We start from the raw sequence: 21,066 nt of genomic DNA, 5'->3' as shown, positions 1-21,066 counted from the left end.
GTCAGGTGACACACGGCAGGCTCCGCTTTCTCGACAAGGAACGGCGCGCATAGTAGATGCATTGCGCCGTGCCGAGCACGCAATTCCTGTGCCTCGGCTCATCATCCGTCGCGTCTTCGAACCAGCACCAGAGTGGCAGAAGCGAGCAGCAGGCCGAGGCACAGAGCGAGGGCGGCCTCGTAGCCGCCCGTCCGATCGCGGATCAAGCCCAGGATCGAGGGGCCCGAGGCGAAGGTGAACTGGTTGATGGCACCGACCATGCCGATGACCCGGCTGAAATGTGCGCGCGGGAACTCCTGCTGAACGATCAGGCCGGGCAGGGTGATCTGATTGCCGACGCCGAGGCCGAAGAGGATGCATCCAGTGTAAATCTCCCAGGCGCTCTCTGCACGCAGGAGCAGCACGAGTGCGGCGCACTGGATCATGAAATTGGCAGATGCCGCCATCCGCCGGTCGACCCGGTCGATGAAGATCCCGGTGCCGACGCGGCCCCCGACGGCGGCAATGGTCGAAAGGCTCACGCAGAGTGCCGCCTGCGCTGCACCGATGCGGGGCGAAAGGTATGCCACCTGATGGGTGAGAAATCCCACCTGGGCGGTGAGGCCGAGCGCGAAAGGCGCGGAGATGGTCCAGAAGTTGCGGTCGCGCAGGAGGTTCTGGACGCGCCAGGGCGGCGTTGGTGCAGATGGTCCAGCCCGGCCATCATCGGCGTCCGCCGCTGCGCCGTCGGGATGAAGTCCGAGTTCGGCCGGACTGCCCCGCAGCAGGAGCCAGACGGGCGGCATCAGGATGAGCAGCGCCACTATGGCAGCTGCCCACAGGCCGTTCGCGAACCCGAGCAGATCGATCAGGATGATGAGGGGCGGAGCGACCAGCACGCCGCCGACGCTGGCTCCGTTCAGGGCTAGGCTGATCGCCAGACCCCGCCGTCGCTCGAACCACGGCGCCACCATCGTGTTGACGGCGACCGTGCTCATCCCGGTCCAGCCGACCGACATCAGGATGAAGACCGGATAGAGCTGCCACGCCTCCTGGAGCAACGGGATCAGCGCGACCCCGCCGGTCATCGCGATGCAGGCGCCAGTGACCACGATCCGCGGCCCGAACCGTTCGAAGGTGCTACCGACGAACGCCAACAGGAGCGCGCCGAAGAAGTAATACGTCGTCACCGCGCCCGCGATGATCGAACTCGGCCAGCCATGGCGCTCGTGCAGATAGTGCAGGTAGACAGCCGATCCGTAGAAGCCGAATCCCCAGCCGAAAAGGGCCACGAGGAACGCGCAGAACACGATGTACCAGCCGTGGAAGGGCACCGCCCGCATCGCACTCCCCCTTGATCCCGACCGGCGCTGTGGTCGATGCCCGTAGCGACCGTGCCGCAATGCGGCTTCCCAGACCACCCGAAGCTTGCTCATGGGGGACCGACGGGCGGGCCGCCGCCAACGTCAAGTATCCGTCCGATCCAGCCAAACAGAGGCGTATGCAGCCAGGAAGGCCATGGGGGTAGCGGGACTGGCGCGAACGGCCGGGTTGGTGCAACGTTCCGGCGGCCCAACGAAGAAGGAAGGAACGCCGATGATCGTCGTCACCGCGGACGTGCTACGCCGACAGCTCAGCTCGATCTTTCTGGCATGGGGCATGTCGGCCGAGCATGCCGAGACCGCCGTGACGGTGATGGTCGAAACCGACCTCACCGGTGTCGATAGCCATGGCGTCGGGATGATTCCGACCTACGACCGCTGGTTCCGCGAGGGCAAGATCAACGTTCGCCCCGACATCCGCATCGTTCGCGAGCGGAAGTCGGTCGCGATGATCGATGCCGACCGCAGCCTCGGCCACGCGCCCTCCGTGAAGGCGATGAAACTCGCCATCGAGAAAGCGAAGGCGAGCGGTATCGGCGTGGTTGCCGTGGCTCACTCGAATCACTTTGGGGCGGCCGGCTACTACACGTTGATGGCTGCCCGCGAGGGTGTCATCGGCATGAGCGCAACCAATGCGGGGCCTATTCTCGTTCCGACCTTCGGGCGCGAACCTCGCCTCGGCACGAATCCGATCTCGTTCGCGGCGCCCGCGAAGCGCAACAAGCCATTCTGGCTCGACATGGCGACGACGACGGTGGCTTTCGGCAAGGTCAATATCGCGCGCCGCGCCGGAAAGCCGGTTCCGGAGGGCTGGGCGCTCGGCGAGGACGGCCGGCCCATGACCGATTCGCAGCGCGCGTTCGAGCTTCGCCGCCTGACGCCGCTCGGCGGCACCCGCGAACTCGGAAGCCACAAGGGCTATGGCCTGGGTGCCATGGTCGAGATCCTGTGCTCGACGCTGACGGGGTCCTGGCTGGCGGCGGTCGACCCAGCAACGGGCAAGGCCGGTGACCAGAACGACATCGGTCACTTCTTCCTCGCGCTCAACCCCGACCTTGTTCGCGAGGAGGGCGAGTTCGCCGAGGATATGGACCGGCTTATCGACATGCTGCACGAAACGCCGCCGGCCGATCCGGCGCAGCCCGTCCTGGTCGCCGGCGACCCGGAATATGCGAGCTATGAGGAACGTTCGAAGTCCGGCATCCCGATGACGGACACCCTCTTCGAAGAGGTGCGCCTCGTCTCGCAGAATGCGGGCGTTCCGTTTCTGCTGGGGAACTGAGCCATGATCATGGTCTCACCAGCTACGCTGAAGCGCCAGATCGCCGAGGTCTACCGGGCGTGGGGCATGCCCGAAAGACATGTGAACACGACGGTCGAACTGATGGTCGAGACGGATCTTCGCGGGATCGACAGCCACGGCATCGGCATGCTGCCCCAGTACGAGCAGTATCGCCGCCAGGGTCGGTTGAACGTCCAGCCCGACATCCAGGTCGTGAAAGAAGGTCCGACCTTCGTCCTGATCGATGCTGACCACGGCCTCGGTCATCCGCCGGCCGAAATGGCCATGCGGGCCGCAATCGAGAAGTGCGAGGACTGCGGCGTCGGCTTCGCCGTCGTTCGCAACTCCAACCATTACGGCGCTGCCGGCGTCTATTCGACCATGGCGGTGGAGCGAGGCCTGATCGGCCTTGCGGTTACCGGCACTTCCCAGCGTGCGGTGGTACCGACCTTCGCGCGCGAGCCAATGTTCAGCACGAACCCGATCGCGTTCGCGGCACCTGCCGGGACGCACGATCCCTTCTCCCTGGACATGGCGACAAGCACCGTGTCGGTGGGGAAGCTGCAGATCGCGCGTCGCGCCGAAAAACCGCTGCCGACCGGCTGGGCCCTGAACGCGGCCGGGGAGCCTGAACATGATGCGGCGGCGGCCGTCGCCTCCGTGCCCAAGCGGATGACACCGGTGGGTGGGACCCGAGCGCTCGGCAGTCACAAGGGCTACGGCCTCGCCATGATGGTGGAGATCCTCGGAAGCGTCCTGTCTGGCTCGTACGTGGGCGGGCGCGACCTGACGACGCTCGAGCCCGGCAAGTACATCAATGTCGGGCATTTCTTCCTCGCCTTGGACCCGGCATTTTTTCGGGGCGAACCGGCAGCCTTCACGGCCGATATGGACAGGCTGATCGACTGGCTGCATGGCACCGCTCCCGCGGAGGACGGTCAGCCCGTGCTCGTCGCAGGGGATCCGGAGCATGCTTCTCGGCGTCTGCGGATGGCGGAGGGCATTCCCATGACCGACACTCTGTTGGAGGAAGTGCGGCAGGTCGCCCGCGGCTGCAACGCTCCCTTCCTTCTGGAGGGCTGACGATGGCCGACAAGACCGTCTCGGCAACAGCCCTGCGCCGGCAGCTGGCGGCGATCTTCGACGGCTGGGGTTTTGAGCCGAGTCACATCGACGACATCGTCATGCTGATGGTCGAATCCGACCTGCGCGGCATCGACAGCCACGGCGTCGGCAAGATCAAGCTTTATGAGAAGCATTTCCGCGAAGGCCGGATCAACCCGACTCCGAAAATCCGAATCGTCCGTGATCTACCGGCGCTCGCACTGGTCGACGGCGACAACGGGATGGGCCACCTCTCGTCGAAATTTGCAACGGAGACGGCCATCGCAAAGGCTCGGGAGGAGGGGGTCGGCGCAGTCTCGGTTCGCCATTCCTATCATATCGGTGCGTGCGGAATTTACGCGGGCATGGCTGCGGACGCCGGCATGATCGGCATGGCGATGACGGGAGCGACCCAGCTCACCATGGTGCCGACCTTCGGCCGCATGTCGCGGATGGCGACCAATCCAATCGCCTTCGCGGCTCCCGGGCGCCGGAACCCGCCATTCTCGCTCGACATGGCGACGACGACGGTCGCGGTCGGCAAGATCGATATCGCGCGCTGGCAGGGTAAGCCGATCCCGGAAGGCTGGGCCAACGACGAAACCGGCCGACCAGAGACCGACCCCAACGCCGCTCTGGCCGTGGAGCCCAAGCGCCTGACGCCGCTCGGGGGCACGCGCGAGCGCGGCAGCCACAAGGGCTATGGCCTCGCCGCGATGGTGGAGACGCTCGTGACCGTCTTGAGCGGTTCGCAGAGTGCGGGCCGCAACCTGCGTACCGGCGAGCGCGGTAAGTACGTCGACGTCGGCCACTTCTATCTGGCGATCGACCCGGCATTCTTCCGCGGCGGCCCGGGCTCGTTCGAGGACGATCTCGATTCCCTCGTCGATTGGCTGCACGCGACGCCACCGGTGGATCCGGCGCGGCCGGTGATGGTGCCCGGCGATCCGGAACATGCGGCGCGCGCCGAACGCGAGCAAAGCGGCATCCCGATGACGGCATCGCTCCTGGCCGAGGTGAGAGAGGTCGCCGAGGCGGCAGGTGCGGAATATTTCCTGGAGGACGAACGATGAGCGGACCCCGGATCGGGCTCGTCCACGCTTTGCGCGATTCGATGCCGCCTGTTGATGCGGCGCTGGCCGAACATTGGCCCGATGCCGTGCCGCTCCATCTGTTCGATGGATCGCTCTATGCCGACCGGAGCAGCGGCACGGCTACCGATGCGGAGATCGACCGCCGCATCGCGATGCTGCTCCGGCACAGCGCGGATGTCGGGGCGGAAGGTATCCTGTTCACCGGATCGTTCTTCGGTGCTGCGGTGGAGAAGGGCAGGGAGGGCCTCTCGATCCCGGTCCTGACCTCCTTCCAGGGGATCGTGGAGGCGGCTTTCGCCGCCGACGGCACGTTTCAGGTACTATCGACGGCGCCGGACTCGGCACCGCTCCTGATCCGCGAACTCGAGCGGCAGGCGGCCGGCAGGCCATGCACCGCCCGGGGGGCGAGCGTACCGGAGGCGATCCAGGCACTGCTGGCCGGCGACCCAGCGCGGCATGACGAGATCATTGCGGATGCCACGGCGGACCTGCCTGTCGAAGGAACGGTGCTGTTCGCCCAGTTCTCGATGGGCCGCGCCAAGCGATTGGCGGAAACCCGCAGCGGCAGGCGCGTTCTGGCACCGGCCGAAGCCGGCATCCTCGCGCTGAAGCGCATCCTGGAAGCCTGACGCTTTCAGGCCGGCAGAACGAAATCGCGGAGCATCAGCGCCGCGAACGCGACGAGGACGGCTCCGGTCGCCCATGACACGACGCGCTGGATGATTGGCCGCCCCAGCCATTGACGGATGCCGTTCGCCAGCACTGCCAGCATCGTCTGCCAGACCGTGTTGACGAGGATCAGGACGATGCCAAGGAAGCCGAGCTGCGTCGGCACCGACCAGCCGTTGTCCCGCAGGAATTGTGGCATCAAGGCCAGGAATAGCAGGACGACCTTCGGGTTGAGCACGTTGGTCAGTAGGGCGTCGCGGAACGCCTTCGCGGGTATCACGGCAGTCGCGCCGGCGACGCTGTCGAGAGGCAGGACGCCCGCTCGAAAGCTCTGCCATCCGAGCCAAGCGAGATAGAGGGCCCCGGCCACGGCGATGGCCTGTAGAGCGGCAGGCGTGGCGGAGATCAGGAGGGACAGCCCGACGACGGCTGCCATGGTGTGGGTAGCGAGCCCGGCCTGGACTCCGGCGACGGTCGCCAGTCCCACGGTGCGCCCGGATCCGATCGTGTAGCGCAGAATCAGCATGGTGTCGGGGCCCGGCGAAAGCACGAGCAGCAGCGATGCCCCGATGAAGGCCGCCAGAACCGGCAGTTCGACGGGAATCACTGCAGGCGGGCCGGATCGAATCGCATCACGAAGGGGTAGTTGGTCGGCCAGTTCGGCCAGCGCCGCGAGCCGGCCTCAGAGGTCGACCACAGCAATCCCTCGGCATCGAACCCAAGATCCTCAATGCCCGCAACCGCACGATACTCCGCCAGCACCCGACCATCGCTCGGATCCAGCTTCTGCAGTCGCCCGAACTGGCTGGAACTCTGGCTGAGCCAGAGGTTACCTGATCCGTCGAATGCCGCACCCTGGGAAGCCGCCGCTATCTTCAGCACCGTGGTGGCGTCCGCCTCGGTCAGGCCGCGTGGCTGTGCCGGCTTCTCGACCGCCTCTAGCGGAACGCGCCACATCTGCGCGGTGCCGGGCTTCTTATACTCGCCGATCCAGAGCGCTCCGCCGCTATAGGTCAGGAACGATCCCCGCATCGGGAAGTTGAGCGACACCTGTCTTACCACGGCCGATTCGCCCGCGCCGGGCCCGAACACCTTCGTCAGATCGAGTTCGAACAGAACCCAGGTGTCGGAGACGAAGAGGCGACCGTCGCCAGCGTAGGCCAGTCCGCCTGCATGGCCGCAGCGTGCGGGCATGTCGAAGGTCCCGGTCACCCGGGCATTTCCGGGGTCGAGCCGATAGAGCCGGCAACCGCTTCCCTCTACGCCCTTGTAGGCACCCAGCACGATCTGGCCTTCGGCGACGGTCAGTCCTTGCGGGACGAACCCCTCGTCGAGCCCGGGAACCCATGCCCGCAGGGTGATTGCGTCGCCGTTCGGAACGTCGGCGGTGATCACGCGCTGCATGTAGGTCGGCGGGATGCCCAACGGCTCGGCGGCCAACGGCAGGATGCCTGTCGACAGGAGGACGGCGAGTGCGGTTGAAACGAGATGCGTCATCGAACCAGCTGAGCTCCGGGAAACGTACCGGCTATACCACGTCGCTTAGGCCTTCTGGCCTTTTTGCGCCGCGCGGATGGCCTGCCAGACCCGTTCGGGCGTCGCCGGCATGTCGATATGGGTGACCCCGAGCGGCGCCAGTGCGTCGAGAATGGCGTTGATAACCGCCGGCGGCGCCCCTGTGGCGCCCGCTTCGCCACATCCCTTGATGTCGAGCGGGTTCGACGGCGAGGGACTCACCAGATGGGTGAAGTGGAACATCGGCAGGTCGTCGGCGCGCGGAAGGCAATAGTCCATATAGGAGCCGGCAAGAAGTTGGCCGTCGGGTGCATAAGCCGTGTGCTCGAGCAGTGCTTGGCCGATGCCCTGTGCTACTCCGCCATGGACCTGCCCGGCGAGCATCATCGGGTTGATCGCTCGTCCGAAATCGTGGACCGCGGTGTAGCCGAGCAGAGTGGCCAATCCGGTGTCGGGATCCACCTCGACCTCGCAGACGTGGCAGCCGTAAGGGTAGGTGTAGTTCTCGGGCTGGAACCGTTCCTCGGCATCGAGACCCGGCTCCATGCCAGGTGGCAGGTTGTCGGGGTTGGACGCGGCGGCGGCCACGGCTTCCAAGCGCATGGTCAGGTCCGTTCCGGCGACCAAGAAGATGCCGTCGGCGAACTCGATGTCCGCGACGGCGGCCTCCATCGCGTGTGCCGCGATCCTCTTCGCTTTCTCGATAATGCGGTCGGAGGCGAGGGCGATGGCACCGCCTCCCATCGGAACCGACCAGGAGCCGCCCGTACCGAGGCCGACGGGGATCAGGTCGGTGTCCCCCTCGACGATGCGGATCTTCTCGAACGGCAGTCCGAACTTCTCGTTGACGATCTGGCTGAAGGCGGTCTCGTGGCCCTGGCCGTTGGCCATGCTGCCGGAATAGACCGTGACGCCGCCATCGGGATCGAAGCGGACGCGGCCCGTTTCGCTGAGTCCGCCGCCGCCGCCGCACCGTTCGATGTAGTTGGAGATGCCGAGCCCCAACAGCTTTCCACGTGCGCGTGCGGCCTCCTTGCGCGAGGCCATGTCGGACCAGCCGGCCTCGGCGAGGGCTTGGTCGAGGACTGGCACGAAGTCGGCCTGGATGTAGGTCAGGCCTGTCGGCGTGGTGTAGGGGAAGGCTGTCGGAGGGATCGCATTGCGGCGCCGCAGCTCGGTGCGGTCGAGTCCGGTCTCGCGCGCGGCGGCGTCCACCAATCGCTCCATGAGATAGGTCACCTCGGGTCGACCGGCGCCACGATAGGATTCGGTCGGCACGGTGTTGGTGAACATGCCGCGCACGCGCACGTGGACGAGAGGTGTGGCGTAGCCGTTCGGCAGCATGACCACGCTGGTGGGCGAACCGGGCCCGCCGTTCGACGTGTAGGCCCCGAGATTGCCCCACCCCGTGAGGCGGATCGCGGTGAAGCGGCCGTCGGCGTCGAGCGCAAGCTCGCCACGTGAGGTGTTGTCCCGGCCGTGGAAGTCGGAGATGAAGGCGTCGCTGCGCTCGCCGATCCACTTCACCGGCAGGCCGAGCTTACGGGCGGCATAGGCTGTCAGGGCCTGCTCGGGGTAGAGCGAGTTCTTGCCCCCGAACCCGCCGCCGACATCGTGCACAAGGACGCGCACATGTTCGGGCGGCACGTTGAGAACGGCTTGTGAGAGCTGTCTCTTCAGCTTGTGCGGCATCTGCGTGCCGGTCAGCAAGGTGACCTTTCCGGTTTCGGAATCCGACCATGCCACGGCGCCACGCGTCTCGATGGCGTTCTGGACGACGCGGTTGTTGACGACTTCGAGCGTCACGATGCGAGCCGCTGCCGCAAAGGCGGCGTCGACCGCAGCGGCATCGCCGGTCTCGAACTCGAAGGAAATGTTGCCGGGGACGTCGTCCCAGACGAGAGCCGCGCCGTCACCGGCGGCCTCGACGCCCTGTGTCACGGCGGGCAGCGCATCCCACTCCACAGCGACGCGTTCCGCCGCATCGCGCGCCTCCGCGACGGAATGTGCGACGACGAAGGCGACGCATTCGCCGACATAGCGCACGCGGTCCCCGGCGAGGAGGGGCTGGTGCTTTGGGATAAAGGTCGTTCCGGCGCGGATCTTCGGGATTGTCAGACAGGGTATCGCGCCGATGCCGTCGGCATCCAGATCGCTGGCCGTGAAGATGGCCACCACACCCGGCATGGTCGCGGCGGCGCTCGTATCGAGGGAGCGAATGCGGGCATGGGCGTGTGGCGAGCGCACGGGCAGGGCGTGCAAGGTGCCGGCCGGCGTATGGTCCTCCACGAACCGTCCCTGACCCGTCAGCAGGCGCCTGTCCTCGCGCCGGAGCACCGGCTGGCTGATACCGAAACGGCCCATCTGGGAGATCTCCTGGCGGCTCGTCGATCGCGGTTAGTCGCGGCCGATGGTACCAGACTATCGGCGTCTTGTGGCCGCCACCGCGGGAGATGGAGGGGGCGCCTGTTGACGCCGCCGCCGATTTGTCCGATGCCGCACGGGACTGTTCGGCGAAGCGGGAAGGCAACTGTGATGCAGACTGGGATCGTCAGCGGCGCGCGGCGCCTGGAACGGGCGGACCTCGATGATGCCGTGGCCCGGGCGGCGAGCGGCTTCGCCGGGCTCGGCGTTGGACAGGGCGACGCGGTGGCCTGGATGCTTCGCAACGACCATGCGCTGTTCGAGACGACGCTTGCGGCGGGCCTCCTCGGTGCATATCCCGTTCCCGTGAACTGGCACTTCTCGGCAGAGGAAGTGGCCTATGTCCTTCGGGATTCGATGGCCAAGGTCCTCGTCATTCACGCCGACCTGCATGATCGCGTCCGCGACGGACTGGCGAGCCTCGAAGCGCCCCCGGCGGTGCTGGTGGTCGAGACGCCGGCCCATATCGCGAGCGCCTACCGCGTCGAGCCGCCGGCCTGTGCCCCGCGCGAAGGGGACATCGCCTGGAGGGAGTGGCTGGCGCTGCAGGCGCGCTGGTCGGAACCGCCGCGGCAGGCGCCGTCCAGCATGATGTACACGTCGGGCACCACCGGCCGTCCCAAGGGTGTGCGCCGCAGGCCGTGGACGGCCGAGCAGCGCGCGGTCTACGGCCGGATCAACGCGCCGGTGATGGGTTTCCGGCCGGGCCTGCGGACCGTCGTGACGGCACCGCTCTATCATGCCGCACCGAACAGCCACGCTTTGGGGGCGGCAGCGGCCGAGAACTCGCTGGTCGTCCTGCAGCCTCGCTTCGATGCGGAGGATCTGCTGCGGCTCATCGATGCCCACCGGATCACCAACCTGTTCATGGTTCCGGTCATGTTCGTTCGCCTGCTGCGGCTGCCGGCAGAGGTTCGGGCGCGCTTCGACGTATCGTCGATCGAGCACGTGGTCCATGCCGGCGCGCCGTGTGCCCCGGACATCAAGCGAGCGATGATCGACTGGTGGGGGCCCGTCTTCCACGAGTATTACGGGAGCACGGAGTCGAGCCTGATCACGGCGACGACCACCGCCGAATGGCTGGCGAAGCCCGGGTCGGTCGGCCGTGCGGTGGAGAATGCCACGATCCGCATTCTCGACGATTCGGGGCGCGAGCTTCCTGCCGGGGAGATTGGCGAGATCTTCGTGCGCCGGTCCGACGTGCCCGACTTCACCTATCAGAACGACGAGGACAAGCGTGCGGGCGTCGAGCGGGACGGCCTGATCACCAATGGCGACGTCGGCTATCTCGATGCCGACGGCTATCTCTTCCTGTGCGACCGTCGCCGCGACATGGTGATCTCGGGCGGGGTGAACATCTATCCGGCGGAGATCGAGGACGTGCTGATCCGCCATCCCGGGATCCGCGACTGTGCCGTCTTCGGGATTCCGGATGCCGAATACGGCGAAGCCCTGGCGGCCTTCGTGCAGCCCGTGCCCGACGGAGGCCTGACCGTTGACGAGGTGAAGCGCCACCTGCGCGAGCACGTGGCTGGCTACAAGGTGCCCCGGCTGATCGAGCTTCGCGACGAACTCCCGCGCGAGGACACCGGCAAGATCTTCAAGCGGAAACTGAGAGAGCCGTTCTGGGAAGCCGCCGGCCGCCGCATCTGATCGGAACCGCAGGGCGGCCGTACCGGCGTTCCGACCATTACCAGACATTCCTTTTTGTGGTGTTTCGAGGGTAGGGCGGCCGTGGTGGCGTCATCCGAAGCCGAAGCGGGGGGTGCGCCGGACAGGTTTTGCGGGAAGGCCGGGGTCATCGCGCAGCGCGAGGCCTTCCACAGGACCGTGCCAGATAACGTGCCATGAGCCGGGGCGGCCGCCGCGGTTGCGGAGGAGGTCCAGGGTCCAGCGCGGACGCTTGGCCGGGTGGCCGGTCGATTGACTGGCCGGCTGGTTGGCCGGGGATCCCGCCAGCGAAGGCTCGGCGGCGAGGGCGGTGACGCGCCAGCGGGTGGCGGCGGCGGTGGGTGAGAGGCGGGCGCCGCCGGGGCGGAGCAGGATCGCGGTGACGCCGCGGGCTTCCGCCGCCAGCTGCAGCCGGCGGCTTTCGACGAGGCCGAGCACATCGACCTCGGCGACGACGGCGGCGAAGGTCGGGGTACGCAGAACCTCCTCGACGACCCAGAGAGCCTCGGCGTCGCGGCGCGCCTCGGCCAGGATCAGGTCTTCCGGTCGCAGGCCGAAGGCGGCGAGGCCGGGCGCATAGACGCCGCCGGACAGGCCGCCGCGCCCGCTCGCCGCACGGTTCTCGCACCAGAGGACGGGCCGGCAGCGGCCCACCCCGTCGTGCCCCAGCCGGCCCAGCAGCACGGCGCAGAAGCCGGCCGCGGCCGCGTCCTCGCCGATGCAGGCGCCGTCGCCGGCAGCCGCCGCGACCTCATGCAGACAGCCGCGCAATATGCCGTGGTGGGGCAGGGCGGCGTCGATCATCTCGACCCCGAGCGGCACCGCCGCGGCCTTGCCCTCCGGACGAACGCCGTCCCGGATGCCGCCGTTCCGTTCTATGGCGGCGATGCGGGCGCGCAGTGCCGCGTGACGGTCCGTCTCAAGACCGGCACGTGCGACAGGGTCGCGCATGGCTTTGTCCAATGACGCTTCGTCCGATGGCATCGGCATGCATTGTCTGTTCTTTTTTTGTTCTAATGATTCCTGCTCGAAGGATCAAGGTGCGCCGGGGATTTCCGCACCTTGCATCCAGCCTAGTCGCTACGTTCGCGGGCCGGGGAGGGCCGGGTGATCAGAAACAGCGCCACGAGGAGCATGGCGCCCCCGGCAATGGCGGGCACCAATATGCCGCCGACGAGCAGGGCGGTGACCGACCAGCTGACCGCGAGAAGACAGATTGCGGCGATCTTCGCCCGCCGCGGGATCGCACCTTCCGACTGCCAGTCGCGCAAGAAGACGCCATAGCGCGGATGGGCGTGAAGCCACGCATGCATCTCAGGCGACGAGCGCCCGAAGGCCCAGGCCGCCACCAGGAGGAACGGCGTGGTCGGCAGGATCGGCAGGACGACGCCCGCTCCGGCGAGGCCCAGGCAGGCGAAACCGAGCAGACGCCACAATGCCCGCGACATCGACCGGCCTTCGTGGCGATCGTTCACGCTGCTCCTTATCCGGGAGAACCGGTGCCGCCTGAGCCCGATGTCCGTTCAGCCCGACGCCTGTTCATACCGAGGGGCGCACCCGGACGGCCTCTGCGATGCGGCGCTCCTGCCAGCGGCCGTCGGCGGGCCCGCCCATGAAGCGGCCGTCCTCGACCACGACCTTGCCGCGCAGCACGGTGGCCACCGGCCAGGCGTGAACGTCCCAGCCCTCCCAGGGGCTGTAGTCGCTCTCGTGCAGTTCCTCCTTGCGGACCTTCTTGCGCACGGCGGGGTCGAGGATCGCGATGTCGGCGTCGGATCCGGCCGCGATGGCGCCCTTGCGTGGGTATAGTCCCATGAGCTTCGCGGCGTTGGTCGAGACGAGGTCGACGAACTTCTCGACACTGTAGCCGCGGCGGCCGACCATCTCGGTGTACATCACGGCGATGCGCGGCTCGACGCCGGCATTGCCGCCGGTGGTGTCGTCGATCCGCTTGCCCACCGTCTTCGTGGCGAGCGAGCAGCAAAGCTCGTCGGTGGCGACGGCGCTGATCGCGCCGTTCAGCGTGCCGTCCCAGAGCGCCTGCTGGTCGGCGCGCGATTTCAGCGACGGGTAGGTGTGGTAGATCTGGCCGTTCGGCCGTTTGTAGTCGTCGCTGGTGTACAGCATGTACTGGTGCAGCGTTTCGCCGTAGATCGGAAAGCCGCGGGCGCGCGCATCGCGGATCGCCGCGACGCCCGTCCCGGCGCTGACGTGCATCATGTAGAGCGCCATGCCGGGCACGCTCTCCGCCAGCCGGATGATGCGGCGGAAGGAGAGGTCCTCGGATAGGGTGTTGTGCACCTCCGCCATGTTCTCGAAGCCGACGCGGCCCTCGGCGATCAGCTTGGCGTACATGTGCATGACGATATCGTTGTCCTCGGCATGGATGACGCCGAGACCGCCGGCAGCCGCGAGGGCTTTGAACACCTCCCAGATGTCTCCGAAGCGGACCATGCGGCCCTTGCGCGACGGGGTTATGTCGGTCGTGAAGATCTTGATCGTCGGGTAGCCCGACTGGACCATTTCCGGAATCTGCGCCACGACCTCGGCCGGGATCTCGCCCTGCAGCATGACGTGGTAGGCGTAGTCGCAGCAGCACTTGCCGGCCCAGTCCTCGTCGCGCCGCTCGATCGCCTCCCGGATGCTGAGACCGGGGCTCCAGACGGCGAAGTCGACCATGGTGGTCGTGCCGCCGAAGAGTGCCGCCCGGCCGACCTGTTCCGGGCCCGCGGTGTAGCCGGTGCTGCCGTCGGGCATCGGCATCGGCCATTGACAATGGACGTGCGGGTCGATGCCGCCCGGGATGACCAGCTTGCCCGAGGCGTCGATCGTACGGGCCGCCGCATCCGGTCCGAGCGCGTCCGGAGCGGTTACCGCTGCGATCTTCTCACCGGCGACCGCCACGTCGGCGACGACTGCACCGGATGGCGTGACGACGGTTCCGCCACGGATGAGCAGGTCCAGCATCGGGCTCCCTCGATATCAACGGTGCGCGTCGGCACGGGCACGTGTCGGGAGCGCAGCGGCCGTTGGCAGGGCACGCACCCGGACGGATCGAGCCTCAGTCTAACCGCCCGTACGCCGGAAGCGCCATTATCTCCCAGCGCGGCTGTCGTCGCACAGCCCAAAAAAGGACGCCCGCTGCGGCATCAGGGTGTGTTGCCTAAAAATACATCAATGTCTTCCACTTCGCGCAGTTTCTGCGCGCGACCTGCGCAAATTGCTCATGAAATGTTAGTAAAATGCCCGTTCGGTGATGCATTCGGCCGAATTTTGCCCTTGGCATGCCCCGTGCTTCGTCCCTCCGGAGCAAAAAGCTCGTCATAACGGAAACGAGGGGATCCGAATGGGCAGTTACGGGAGAGCGGTGCGGTCGGCGGTGGCGGGCATCGCCGCGGCGGCCGGTGTCATGATCTCCGGCGCACAGGCGCAGGAGACCATCAAGGTGGGCGTCCTGCACTCGTTGTCGGGCACGATGGCGATCAGCGAGAGCACCCTGAAGGACACCGTCCTGATGATGGTGGACGACATCAACAAGAAGGGCGGCCTGCTCGGCAAGAAGGTCGAGGCGGTGGTCGTCGATCCGGCCTCCAACTGGCCGCTGTTCGCGGAGAAGGCGCGCGAACTGCTGACGGTGAGCAAGGTCGACGTGGTGTTCGGCTGCTGGACCTCCGTGTCGCGCAAGTCCGTGCTGCCGGTCTTCGAAGAGCTGAACGGCATGCTCTTCTATCCCGTGCAGTACGAGGGCGAGGAATCGTCGCGCAACGTGTTCTACACGGGTGCGGCGCCGAACCAGCAGGCGATTCCGGCCGTCGAATATCTGATGAGCAAGGACGGCGGCGAGGTGAAGCGCTGGGTGCTGGCTGGCACCGACTACGTCTATCCGCGCACGACCAACAAGATCCTCGAGGCGTTCCTGAAGTCGAAGGGCGTGCAGGCCGAGGACATCATGATCAACTACACGCCGTTCGGTCATTCCGACTGGCAGACGATCGTGTCCGACATCAAGAAGTTCTCGGCGGCCGGCAAGAAGACCGCCGTCGTCTCGACGATCAACGGCGATGCTAACGTTCCGTTCTACAAGGAACTGGCCAACCAGGGCATCAAGGCCGAGGACATCCCGGTCGTCGCCTTCTCCGTCGGCGAAGAGGAACTGGCCGGCATCGATACGAGCAACCTCGTCGGCCATCTCGCGGCGTGGAACTACTTCCAGTCGGTCGACAACGCCGAGAACAAGGCGTTCATCAAGCAGTGGCACACGTTCATCAAAGACGACAAGCGTGTGACGAACGACCCGATGGAGGCGACATACATCGGCTTCAAGATGTGGACCCAGGCGGTCCGGCAGGCCGGCACCACCGACGTCGACGCCGTGCGCCAGGCGATGTATGGCCAGACCGTGAAGGCGCCCGGCGGCTTCATGTCGGTCATGAACACCAACCATCACCTCTCGAAGCCAGTGCTGATCGGTGAAATCCAGCCCGACGGCCAGTTCGAGACCGTCTGGCAGACCAAGGGTCCGATCAAGGCCGCGGCCTGGAGCCCCTACATCCCGGAGAGCGCGAAGCTGACCGCCGACTGGACCTACCCGTGGGTCTGCGGCAACTGCGAGAAGCCGAAGTTCGCCGACTGATCGCGAACGGGTTTCGATCCTAGAAACCGCCAGGGCGGAGCGCGGCCGGCCTCGGGTTGCCGCGCTTCCCGCTCCGGACCGCCACGCCTTCGCCTGCCGAACGCTTCTGCCTGCCGAACAAGGCACAGCTACGACCCTTGGGGGATGACAAGCCCGTGCTCCGGCTCCTGACTTTTCTGGCACTCCTCCTCTGCGCGCCGTTCGTTTCCGCACCGGCCTCCGCCGACGATTTCTCCGACGCCCTCGGCGGCATCGCGACGGGCGGGTACGCCGAGCGCGCCGCGGCCGTCGGCAAGCTGGCCGACATCGGCGATCCGCGGGCGCTGCCGGTGATCGACGCACTCGCCGCCAACAATCTCTATCTCCGCACGACCGATTCGCGGCTGGTCCTGGTCAAGGAACAGGGTGCGGCCTATGCGCTGACCGACGTCGTCACCGGCGAGGATCTCGGCACCGCCGCGAGTGACGCGGTGGAGCGGGTGAAGGTGAACAATCGTGTGCGGACGGCGACGTCGAGCGCGCTGAGCCGGTTGCGGCTGGTCAGCTCGAAGCGCGAGGAACGCCTCGCCGCCGCCAACGAGGCCGTGCGCTACGCCTCGGCGGACAGCGTCGCCGCACTGCGTCCGGCGATCGAAAAGGAACAGGATCCCCAGGTTCGGGCAGCGATGGAATTCGCGCTCAACGCCGGCCTGCTCGCGTCGGGAACCCCGGAGGAACGCACCGGGGCGATCGAGTCGCTCGGCAAGTCGCTCGACCCGCAGGTGCGCGCGCTGCTGGGGCGGGTCGCCGCGGACCAGAGCGCGGAGCCGGAGGTGCGCGCGGCCGCCGAAAAGGCGGTCGCCCGCATCGAAAGCCAGATGGAACTGCTGGGGTACGCCTACAACGTGTTCCAGGGCGTCAGCCTGGGCTCGATCCTGCTGCTCGCCGCCATGGGCCTCGCCATCACCTTCGGCGTGATGGGCGTCATCAACATGGCGCACGGCGAGATGATCATGATCGGTGCCTACTGCGCCTTCATGGTCCAGGAGGTGTTCCGCTCCTATCTGCCGCCCGGCGCCATCGATCTCTATCTGGTCGCGGCGCTGCCCGTGGCCTTCCTGGTTGCCGCCCTGGTCGGCATCGCCATCGAACGTGGCGTCATCCGCTTCCTCTATGGCCGGCCGCTCGAGACGCTGCTGGCGACCTGGGGGATCAGCCTGATCCTGCAGCAGATCGTGCGCAGCATCTTCGGCGCGCCGAACAAGCAGGTGTCCAACCCCAACTGGATGACCGGCGGCTTCGAGATCGTCGGCGGCCTCGTGATCACCTGGAACCGGCTCGCGATCATCGTTTTCTGCATCGTCGTCTTCCTGCTGGTCCTGATGGTGATCCGCTATTCCGCCTTCGGGCTGCAGATGCGGGCGGTGACCCAGAACCGCGACATGGCCCGGTCGATGGGCATCAACTCGGCACGGGTCGACGCGCTGACGTTCGGGCTGGGGTCGGGTATCGCCGGCATCGCCGGCGTGGCGCTCAGCCAGGTCGGCAACGTCAGCCCAAATCTGGGACAGCTCTACATCGTCGACTCGTTCATGGTGGTCGTGTTCGGCGGGGTCGGGAATCTGGCCGGAACGCTGGTCGGCGCGATGACGCTCGGCATAGTGAACAAGTTCCTGGAGCCGTTCGCAGGCGCCGTCCTCGGCAAGGTCGCGGTACTGGTCCTCATTATCCTGTTCATCCAGCGCCGGCCGAGAGGGCTCTTCGCTCTCAAGGGCCGCTCGGCGGAGGCCTGAGCCATGGAAAACGCAGCCATGGACACCGGTTCGGCGCGCCGATCGCTGTTGTCGCCGACCGGCTGGGTCGTCTTTCTGGCCGTCGGGTTCCTGCTAATCGTGCTCGTCCCGGTCCTGAACCAGGTCGTTGCGACCGGCTCGGCCGCGCACATCCCCGACTACATGATCCCGCTGCTGGGCAAGTATCTCTGCTACGCCCTGCTGGCGGTCAGCATGGACCTGATCTGGGGCTATGCCGGCATCCTCAGCCTCGGCCACGGCGCCTTCTTCGCGCTCGGCGGTTACTGCATGGGCATGTACCTGATGCGCCAGATCGGCGATCGGGGCGTCTACGGCAACGCCGACCTGCCCGACTTCATGGTGTTCCTGAACTGGAAGGAACTGCCCTGGTACTGGTACGGCTTCGACAATTTCGCCTTCGCCATGCTGATGGTGATCGTCGTGCCGGCGGTGCTAGCCGCGGTGTTCGGCTGGCTCGCCTTCCGCTCGCGCATCACCGGCGTCTACTTCTCGATCATCACCCAGGCGATGGTCTTCGCACTGATGCTGGCCTTCTTTCGGAACGATTTCGGCTTCGGCGGCAACAACGGCCTGACTGACTTCAAGGAGATCCTGGGCTACGACGTGCAGGCGCATGCGACACGCGTCGGCCTGCTGATCGCCTCTGCGGTGGCGCTGGGCCTGGGGGTGCTGGTCTGCCGCTGGATCGTTACGTCGAAGCTGGGGCGGGTCCTCGTCGCCGTGCGCGACGCCGAGAGCCGCGTGCGGTTCATCGGCTACAGCGTGACGGGCGCGAAGCTCTTCGTGTTCGTCGTCTCGGCCGTCCTGGCGGGGATCGCCGGCGCGCTCTACGTGCCGCAGGTCGGCATCATCAACCCCAGCGAGTTCTCGCCGGCCCAGTCGATCGAACTGGCGATCTGGGTCGCGGTCGGCGGCCGCGGCACGCTCTACGGGCCGATCATCGGCGCCTTCATCGTCAATATCGGCAAGACGCTGCTGACCGGCTACGCGCCGGAGGTGTGGCTGTTCTTCCTGGGCGGCCTGTTCGTCGCCTGCACGCTGTTCTTCCCGCGCGGCGTGGTGGGCTTCCGCTGGACGCCGCGCCGCAAGGTTCTTCAATCGCAGGAGCCGTCCGAAACACCCACGGAGGAGACCCCGGATGTCCGACGCCAGCCTGCCTGAGGAGGCGCCCTCGGCCGAGGAGCAGCACGAGGCGGCGCTGGCCGCGGAGGCCGACGACCGGTTCCTCTACCTGGACGGCATCACGGTCAGTTTCGACGGCTTCCGCGCGCTCAGTGAATTGTCGCTGGTCATCGCAAAGGGCGAACTGCGGACGATCATCGGGCCGAACGGCGCCGGCAAGACGACCATGATGGACGTCATGACCGGCAAGACCCGGCCCGACAAGGGCGAGGCCGTGTTCGCCAACAAGTACGACCTGACGCGCCTGGACGAAGCGGAGATCGCCAACCTGGGCATCGGCCGCAAGTTCCAGAAGCCGACCGTCTTCCAGAACCTCTCGGTGTTCGAGAACCTGGAACTGGCGCTACGCGACGACCGGCGCACCCTGCAGGTCCTGTTCTCGCGCCTGTCGGGTCGGCAGTACGACCGGATCGAGGAGGTGCTGCGCACGATCGGCCTGCTCGGGCGCGAAATGGAACTGGCCGGCAGGCTCAGCCACGGCCAGAAGCAGTGGCTGGAGATCGGCATGCTGCTGATCCAGGACGCGCAGATCCTCCTGCTCGACGAGCCCGTCGCCGGCATGACCGACGCCGAGACGGAAGCCACGTCGGAGCTGTTCCTGAGCCTCGCCGGCCAGCGCACGGTCATCGTCGTCGAGCACGACATGGCGTTCGTGCGCAGTCTCGGCGGCAAGGCGACCGTGCTGCACGAAGGCTCCGTGCTGGCGGAAGGTTCGATCGACGCGGTCCAGTCGAACGAGCGCGTCATCGAAGTCTATCTGGGCCGGTGAGGGACGGAGCATGCTGAAGGTCGAATCCGTCCACCTGCACTACGGCGCCAGCCACATCCTGCGCGGCATCGGCCTGATGGCGGAGCGCGGCAAGATCACCTGCGTCCTCGGCCGCAACGGCGTCGGCAAGACATCGCTGATGCGCGCGATCCTGGGCCTGCAGCCGGTCAGCGGCGGCCGCATCGCGTGGGACGGGCAGGATGTCACCGGCGTGCCGACGCACAAGCGGGCGGGCCTCGGCTTCGCGAGCGTGCCGCAGGGACGCGACATCTTTCCGCGGCTGACGGTGGAAGAGAACCTCCAGACCGGCTTCTCGGTGCTGCCGCGCAGCGAGCGGCGTATCCCGGACGAGATCTACGAGACCTTCCCGGTACTCCAGACGATGCTGCGGCGGCGTGGTGGCGACCTGTCGGGCGGCCAGCAGCAGCAGTTGGCGATCGCGCGGGCGCTCATCATGCGGCCGAAGCTGCTGGTCCTGGACGAGCCGACCGAGGGCATTCAGCCCTCGATCATCAAGGACATCGAGCGGGTGATCCGCAGCCTGGCCCGGCGCGGCGACATGGCCATCGTCCTGGTCGAGCAGTATTTCGAGTTCGCGCGCGACCTCGCCGACTATTATGGCGTGATGGAGCGCGGCGAGATGGTCCTGTCCGGCACGCGCGCCGAGATGAACGAGGCCGATGTACGACGGCGCATGGCGGTCTGAAGGCCGGGTCGGGGCGGAGGTCGGCGACGGTGCGCGCGACGGCGAACTCGCCCGCAACGACGGTGTCGCGGAGGTGGCGTTCGGCGGCGACGGCCGGCTGGTGCATCTCTACCAGTCGACGCCCTGCCGCGTCGCCTTCCCGCGCGCCGAGCCCGGGGACGTGCCGCTCGGCGTCTTCATCACGACGAGCGGCGGCCTCGCCGGCGGCGACCGGTTGCGCTTTCGTGCCGCCGTCGCCGACGGCGGCCGGGCGATGGTCACGACCCAGGCGGCGGAGAAGATCTATCGCTCGCTGGGCGCCGACACCCGCATCGACATCGCGGTCGTGGCGGGGGCCGGCGCGTGGATGGAGTGGCTGCCGCAGGAGACGATCGTCTTCGACCGCGCGCGGCTGCGCCGTCGGACGGACATTCATCTGGGGCCCGGCGCACGGGCGCTCGCCGGCGAGATGCTCGTCCTCGGCCGCAGCGCGCACGGCGAGAGCGTCGCGAGCGGGCTGGTACACGACGCGATCCGCGTCCATCGCGGCGGGCGGCTCGTCTGGGCGGACGCGGTGCATCTCGACGGCGACATCGCCGCGATCGTCGGGTCCAGCGCCGGCTTCGGCGGCAGCACGGCTCTTGCAACGGTCGTCTACGCCGCCGACGATGCGGCATCGTTGCTGGAGGGCGCGCGCGGCCTGTTGCCCGGCGAGGGCATCCATGCCGGTGCGACGGTCGTGAACGGGCTGCTGGTGGTGCGGCTGCTGGGTGAGCCGTTCGCGGTGCGCCGCGGCTTCGTGCAGTGGTGGACCGGGTTCCGCGCGGCCGCCGGCGGCTTGCCGGCACGGCTGCCGCGGCTCTGGAGCATGTGAGGGAGGGGAC

General features: G+C 67.2%; 18 protein-coding genes. 11 read left to right on the top strand and 7 right to left on the bottom strand.

The genetic code is table 11. The features are described from left to right. Nucleotides 1–101: 101 nt before the first annotated feature. Nucleotides 102–1,322: an MFS transporter gene (locus tag ABIE65_RS14520; protein WP_354078615.1), complete on the bottom strand. Its 1,221-nt coding sequence runs from the start codon at nt 1,320–1,322 to the stop codon at nt 102–104. Nucleotides 1,323–1,575: 253 nt separating this feature from the next. Here ABIE65_RS14520 and ABIE65_RS14515 point away from each other — a divergent pair, with 253 nt between their 5' ends. From ABIE65_RS14515 to ABIE65_RS14500, 4 genes are read left to right on the top strand one after another with little or no spacing between them, the layout of a single operon-like run. Next, on the top strand, nt 1,576–2,643 hold the full coding sequence (locus tag ABIE65_RS14515) for an Ldh family oxidoreductase (RefSeq protein WP_354078614.1): 1,068 nt from the start codon (nt 1,576–1,578) through the stop codon (nt 2,641–2,643). 3 nt (nt 2,644–2,646) lie between these two features. Continuing rightward, nucleotides 2,647–3,726 (top strand): Ldh family oxidoreductase, encoded by a 1,080-nt coding sequence (locus ABIE65_RS14510; protein WP_354078613.1) that lies wholly within the window; start codon nt 2,647–2,649, stop codon nt 3,724–3,726. 2 nt (nt 3,727–3,728) lie between these two features. Next, on the top strand, nt 3,729–4,820 hold the full coding sequence (locus ABIE65_RS14505; RefSeq protein WP_354078612.1) for an Ldh family oxidoreductase: 1,092 nt from the start codon (nt 3,729–3,731) through the stop codon (nt 4,818–4,820). Then, nucleotides 4,817–5,470, top strand: coding sequence for an aspartate/glutamate racemase family protein (locus tag ABIE65_RS14500; protein ID WP_354078611.1), 654 nt, complete (start codon nt 4,817–4,819; stop codon nt 5,468–5,470). Before ABIE65_RS14505 ends, ABIE65_RS14500 begins: the two co-directional genes overlap by 4 nt. A gap of 5 nt (nt 5,471–5,475) precedes the next feature. On the opposite strand, the gene ABIE65_RS14495 is transcribed toward ABIE65_RS14500, so the two are convergent. The 3 genes from ABIE65_RS14495 to ABIE65_RS14485 are packed head-to-tail and all read right to left on the bottom strand — an operon-like array spanning nt 5,476 to nt 9,389. After that, on the bottom strand, nt 5,476–6,117 hold the full coding sequence (locus ABIE65_RS14495; protein WP_354078610.1) for a LysE family translocator: 642 nt from the start codon (nt 6,115–6,117) through the stop codon (nt 5,476–5,478). Further along, the gene (locus ABIE65_RS14490) at nt 6,114–7,007 is read right to left on the bottom strand and encodes an NHL repeat-containing protein (protein WP_354078609.1); all 894 of its coding nucleotides are present in this window, start codon (nt 7,005–7,007) and stop codon (nt 6,114–6,116) included. The genes ABIE65_RS14495 and ABIE65_RS14490 overlap by 4 nt, the downstream gene beginning before the upstream one ends. 45 nt (nt 7,008–7,052) lie before the next feature. Continuing rightward, nucleotides 7,053–9,389, bottom strand: coding sequence for a xanthine dehydrogenase family protein molybdopterin-binding subunit (locus ABIE65_RS14485; protein ID WP_354078608.1), 2,337 nt, complete (start codon nt 9,387–9,389; stop codon nt 7,053–7,055). A 171-nt stretch (nt 9,390–9,560) separates the two neighbouring features. On the opposite strand from ABIE65_RS14485, the gene ABIE65_RS14480 reads away from it, so the two are divergent. After that, the gene (locus ABIE65_RS14480; protein WP_354078606.1) at nt 9,561–11,102 is read left to right on the top strand and encodes an acyl-CoA synthetase; all 1,542 of its coding nucleotides are present in this window, start codon (nt 9,561–9,563) and stop codon (nt 11,100–11,102) included. A gap of 90 nt (nt 11,103–11,192) precedes the next feature. Here ABIE65_RS14480 and ABIE65_RS14475 read toward each other — a convergent pair whose 3' ends face one another. The 3 genes from ABIE65_RS14475 to ABIE65_RS14465 all read right to left on the bottom strand — a co-directional run bounded on the left by ABIE65_RS14475 (nt 11,193) and on the right by ABIE65_RS14465 (nt 14,087). Further along, a complete protein-coding gene (locus ABIE65_RS14475; RefSeq protein ID WP_354078605.1) occupies nt 11,193–12,071 on the bottom strand; it encodes an ImuA family protein in 879 nt (292 codons plus the stop codon). Nucleotides 12,072–12,193: 122 nt separating this feature from the next. Then, nucleotides 12,194–12,595: a YbaN family protein gene (locus ABIE65_RS14470; protein WP_354078604.1), complete on the bottom strand. Its 402-nt coding sequence runs from the start codon at nt 12,593–12,595 to the stop codon at nt 12,194–12,196. A gap of 64 nt (nt 12,596–12,659) precedes the next feature. Further along, nucleotides 12,660–14,087 carry an amidohydrolase family protein gene (locus ABIE65_RS14465; RefSeq protein ID WP_354078603.1) on the bottom strand — a complete coding sequence of 476 codons (1,428 nt, stop codon included), beginning with the start codon at nt 14,085–14,087 and terminating at the stop codon, nt 12,660–12,662. A gap of 379 nt (nt 14,088–14,466) precedes the next feature. Between ABIE65_RS14465 and urtA the strand changes: the two genes are divergently transcribed. The 6 genes from urtA to ABIE65_RS14435 all read left to right on the top strand — a co-directional run bounded on the left by urtA (nt 14,467) and on the right by ABIE65_RS14435 (nt 21,056). Beyond that, nucleotides 14,467–15,753 (top strand): urea ABC transporter substrate-binding protein, encoded by a 1,287-nt coding sequence (urtA, locus tag ABIE65_RS14460; protein ID WP_354078602.1) that lies wholly within the window; start codon nt 14,467–14,469, stop codon nt 15,751–15,753. Nucleotides 15,754–15,908: 155 nt separating this feature from the next. Beyond that, nucleotides 15,909–17,525, top strand: coding sequence for an urea ABC transporter permease subunit UrtB (gene urtB, locus ABIE65_RS14455; protein ID WP_354078601.1), 1,617 nt, complete (start codon nt 15,909–15,911; stop codon nt 17,523–17,525). A 3-nt stretch (nt 17,526–17,528) separates the two neighbouring features. Further along, nucleotides 17,529–18,707 (top strand): urea ABC transporter permease subunit UrtC, encoded by a 1,179-nt coding sequence (gene urtC, locus ABIE65_RS14450; protein WP_354078600.1) that lies wholly within the window; start codon nt 17,529–17,531, stop codon nt 18,705–18,707. Then, a complete protein-coding gene (gene urtD, locus ABIE65_RS14445) occupies nt 18,685–19,497 on the top strand; it encodes an urea ABC transporter ATP-binding protein UrtD (RefSeq protein WP_354078599.1) in 813 nt (270 codons plus the stop codon). The genes urtC and urtD overlap by 23 nt, the downstream gene beginning before the upstream one ends. Nucleotides 19,498–19,507: 10 nt before the next feature. Beyond that, nucleotides 19,508–20,203 carry an urea ABC transporter ATP-binding subunit UrtE gene (gene urtE / locus ABIE65_RS14440; RefSeq protein ID WP_354078598.1) on the top strand — a complete coding sequence of 232 codons (696 nt, stop codon included), beginning with the start codon at nt 19,508–19,510 and terminating at the stop codon, nt 20,201–20,203. Further along, entirely contained in the window at nt 20,178–21,056 is an 879-nt protein-coding gene (locus ABIE65_RS14435) for an urease accessory protein UreD (protein WP_354078597.1), read from the top strand. Before urtE ends, ABIE65_RS14435 begins: the two co-directional genes overlap by 26 nt. Nucleotides 21,057–21,066: the final 10 nt, after the last annotated feature.

This window comes from Constrictibacter sp. MBR-5, from assembly GCF_040549485.1.
In the GTDB taxonomy this organism is placed as follows: domain Bacteria; phylum Pseudomonadota; class Alphaproteobacteria; order JAJUGE01; family JAJUGE01; genus Constrictibacter.
This window is presented reverse-complemented; position numbering and strand designations above follow the sequence as displayed.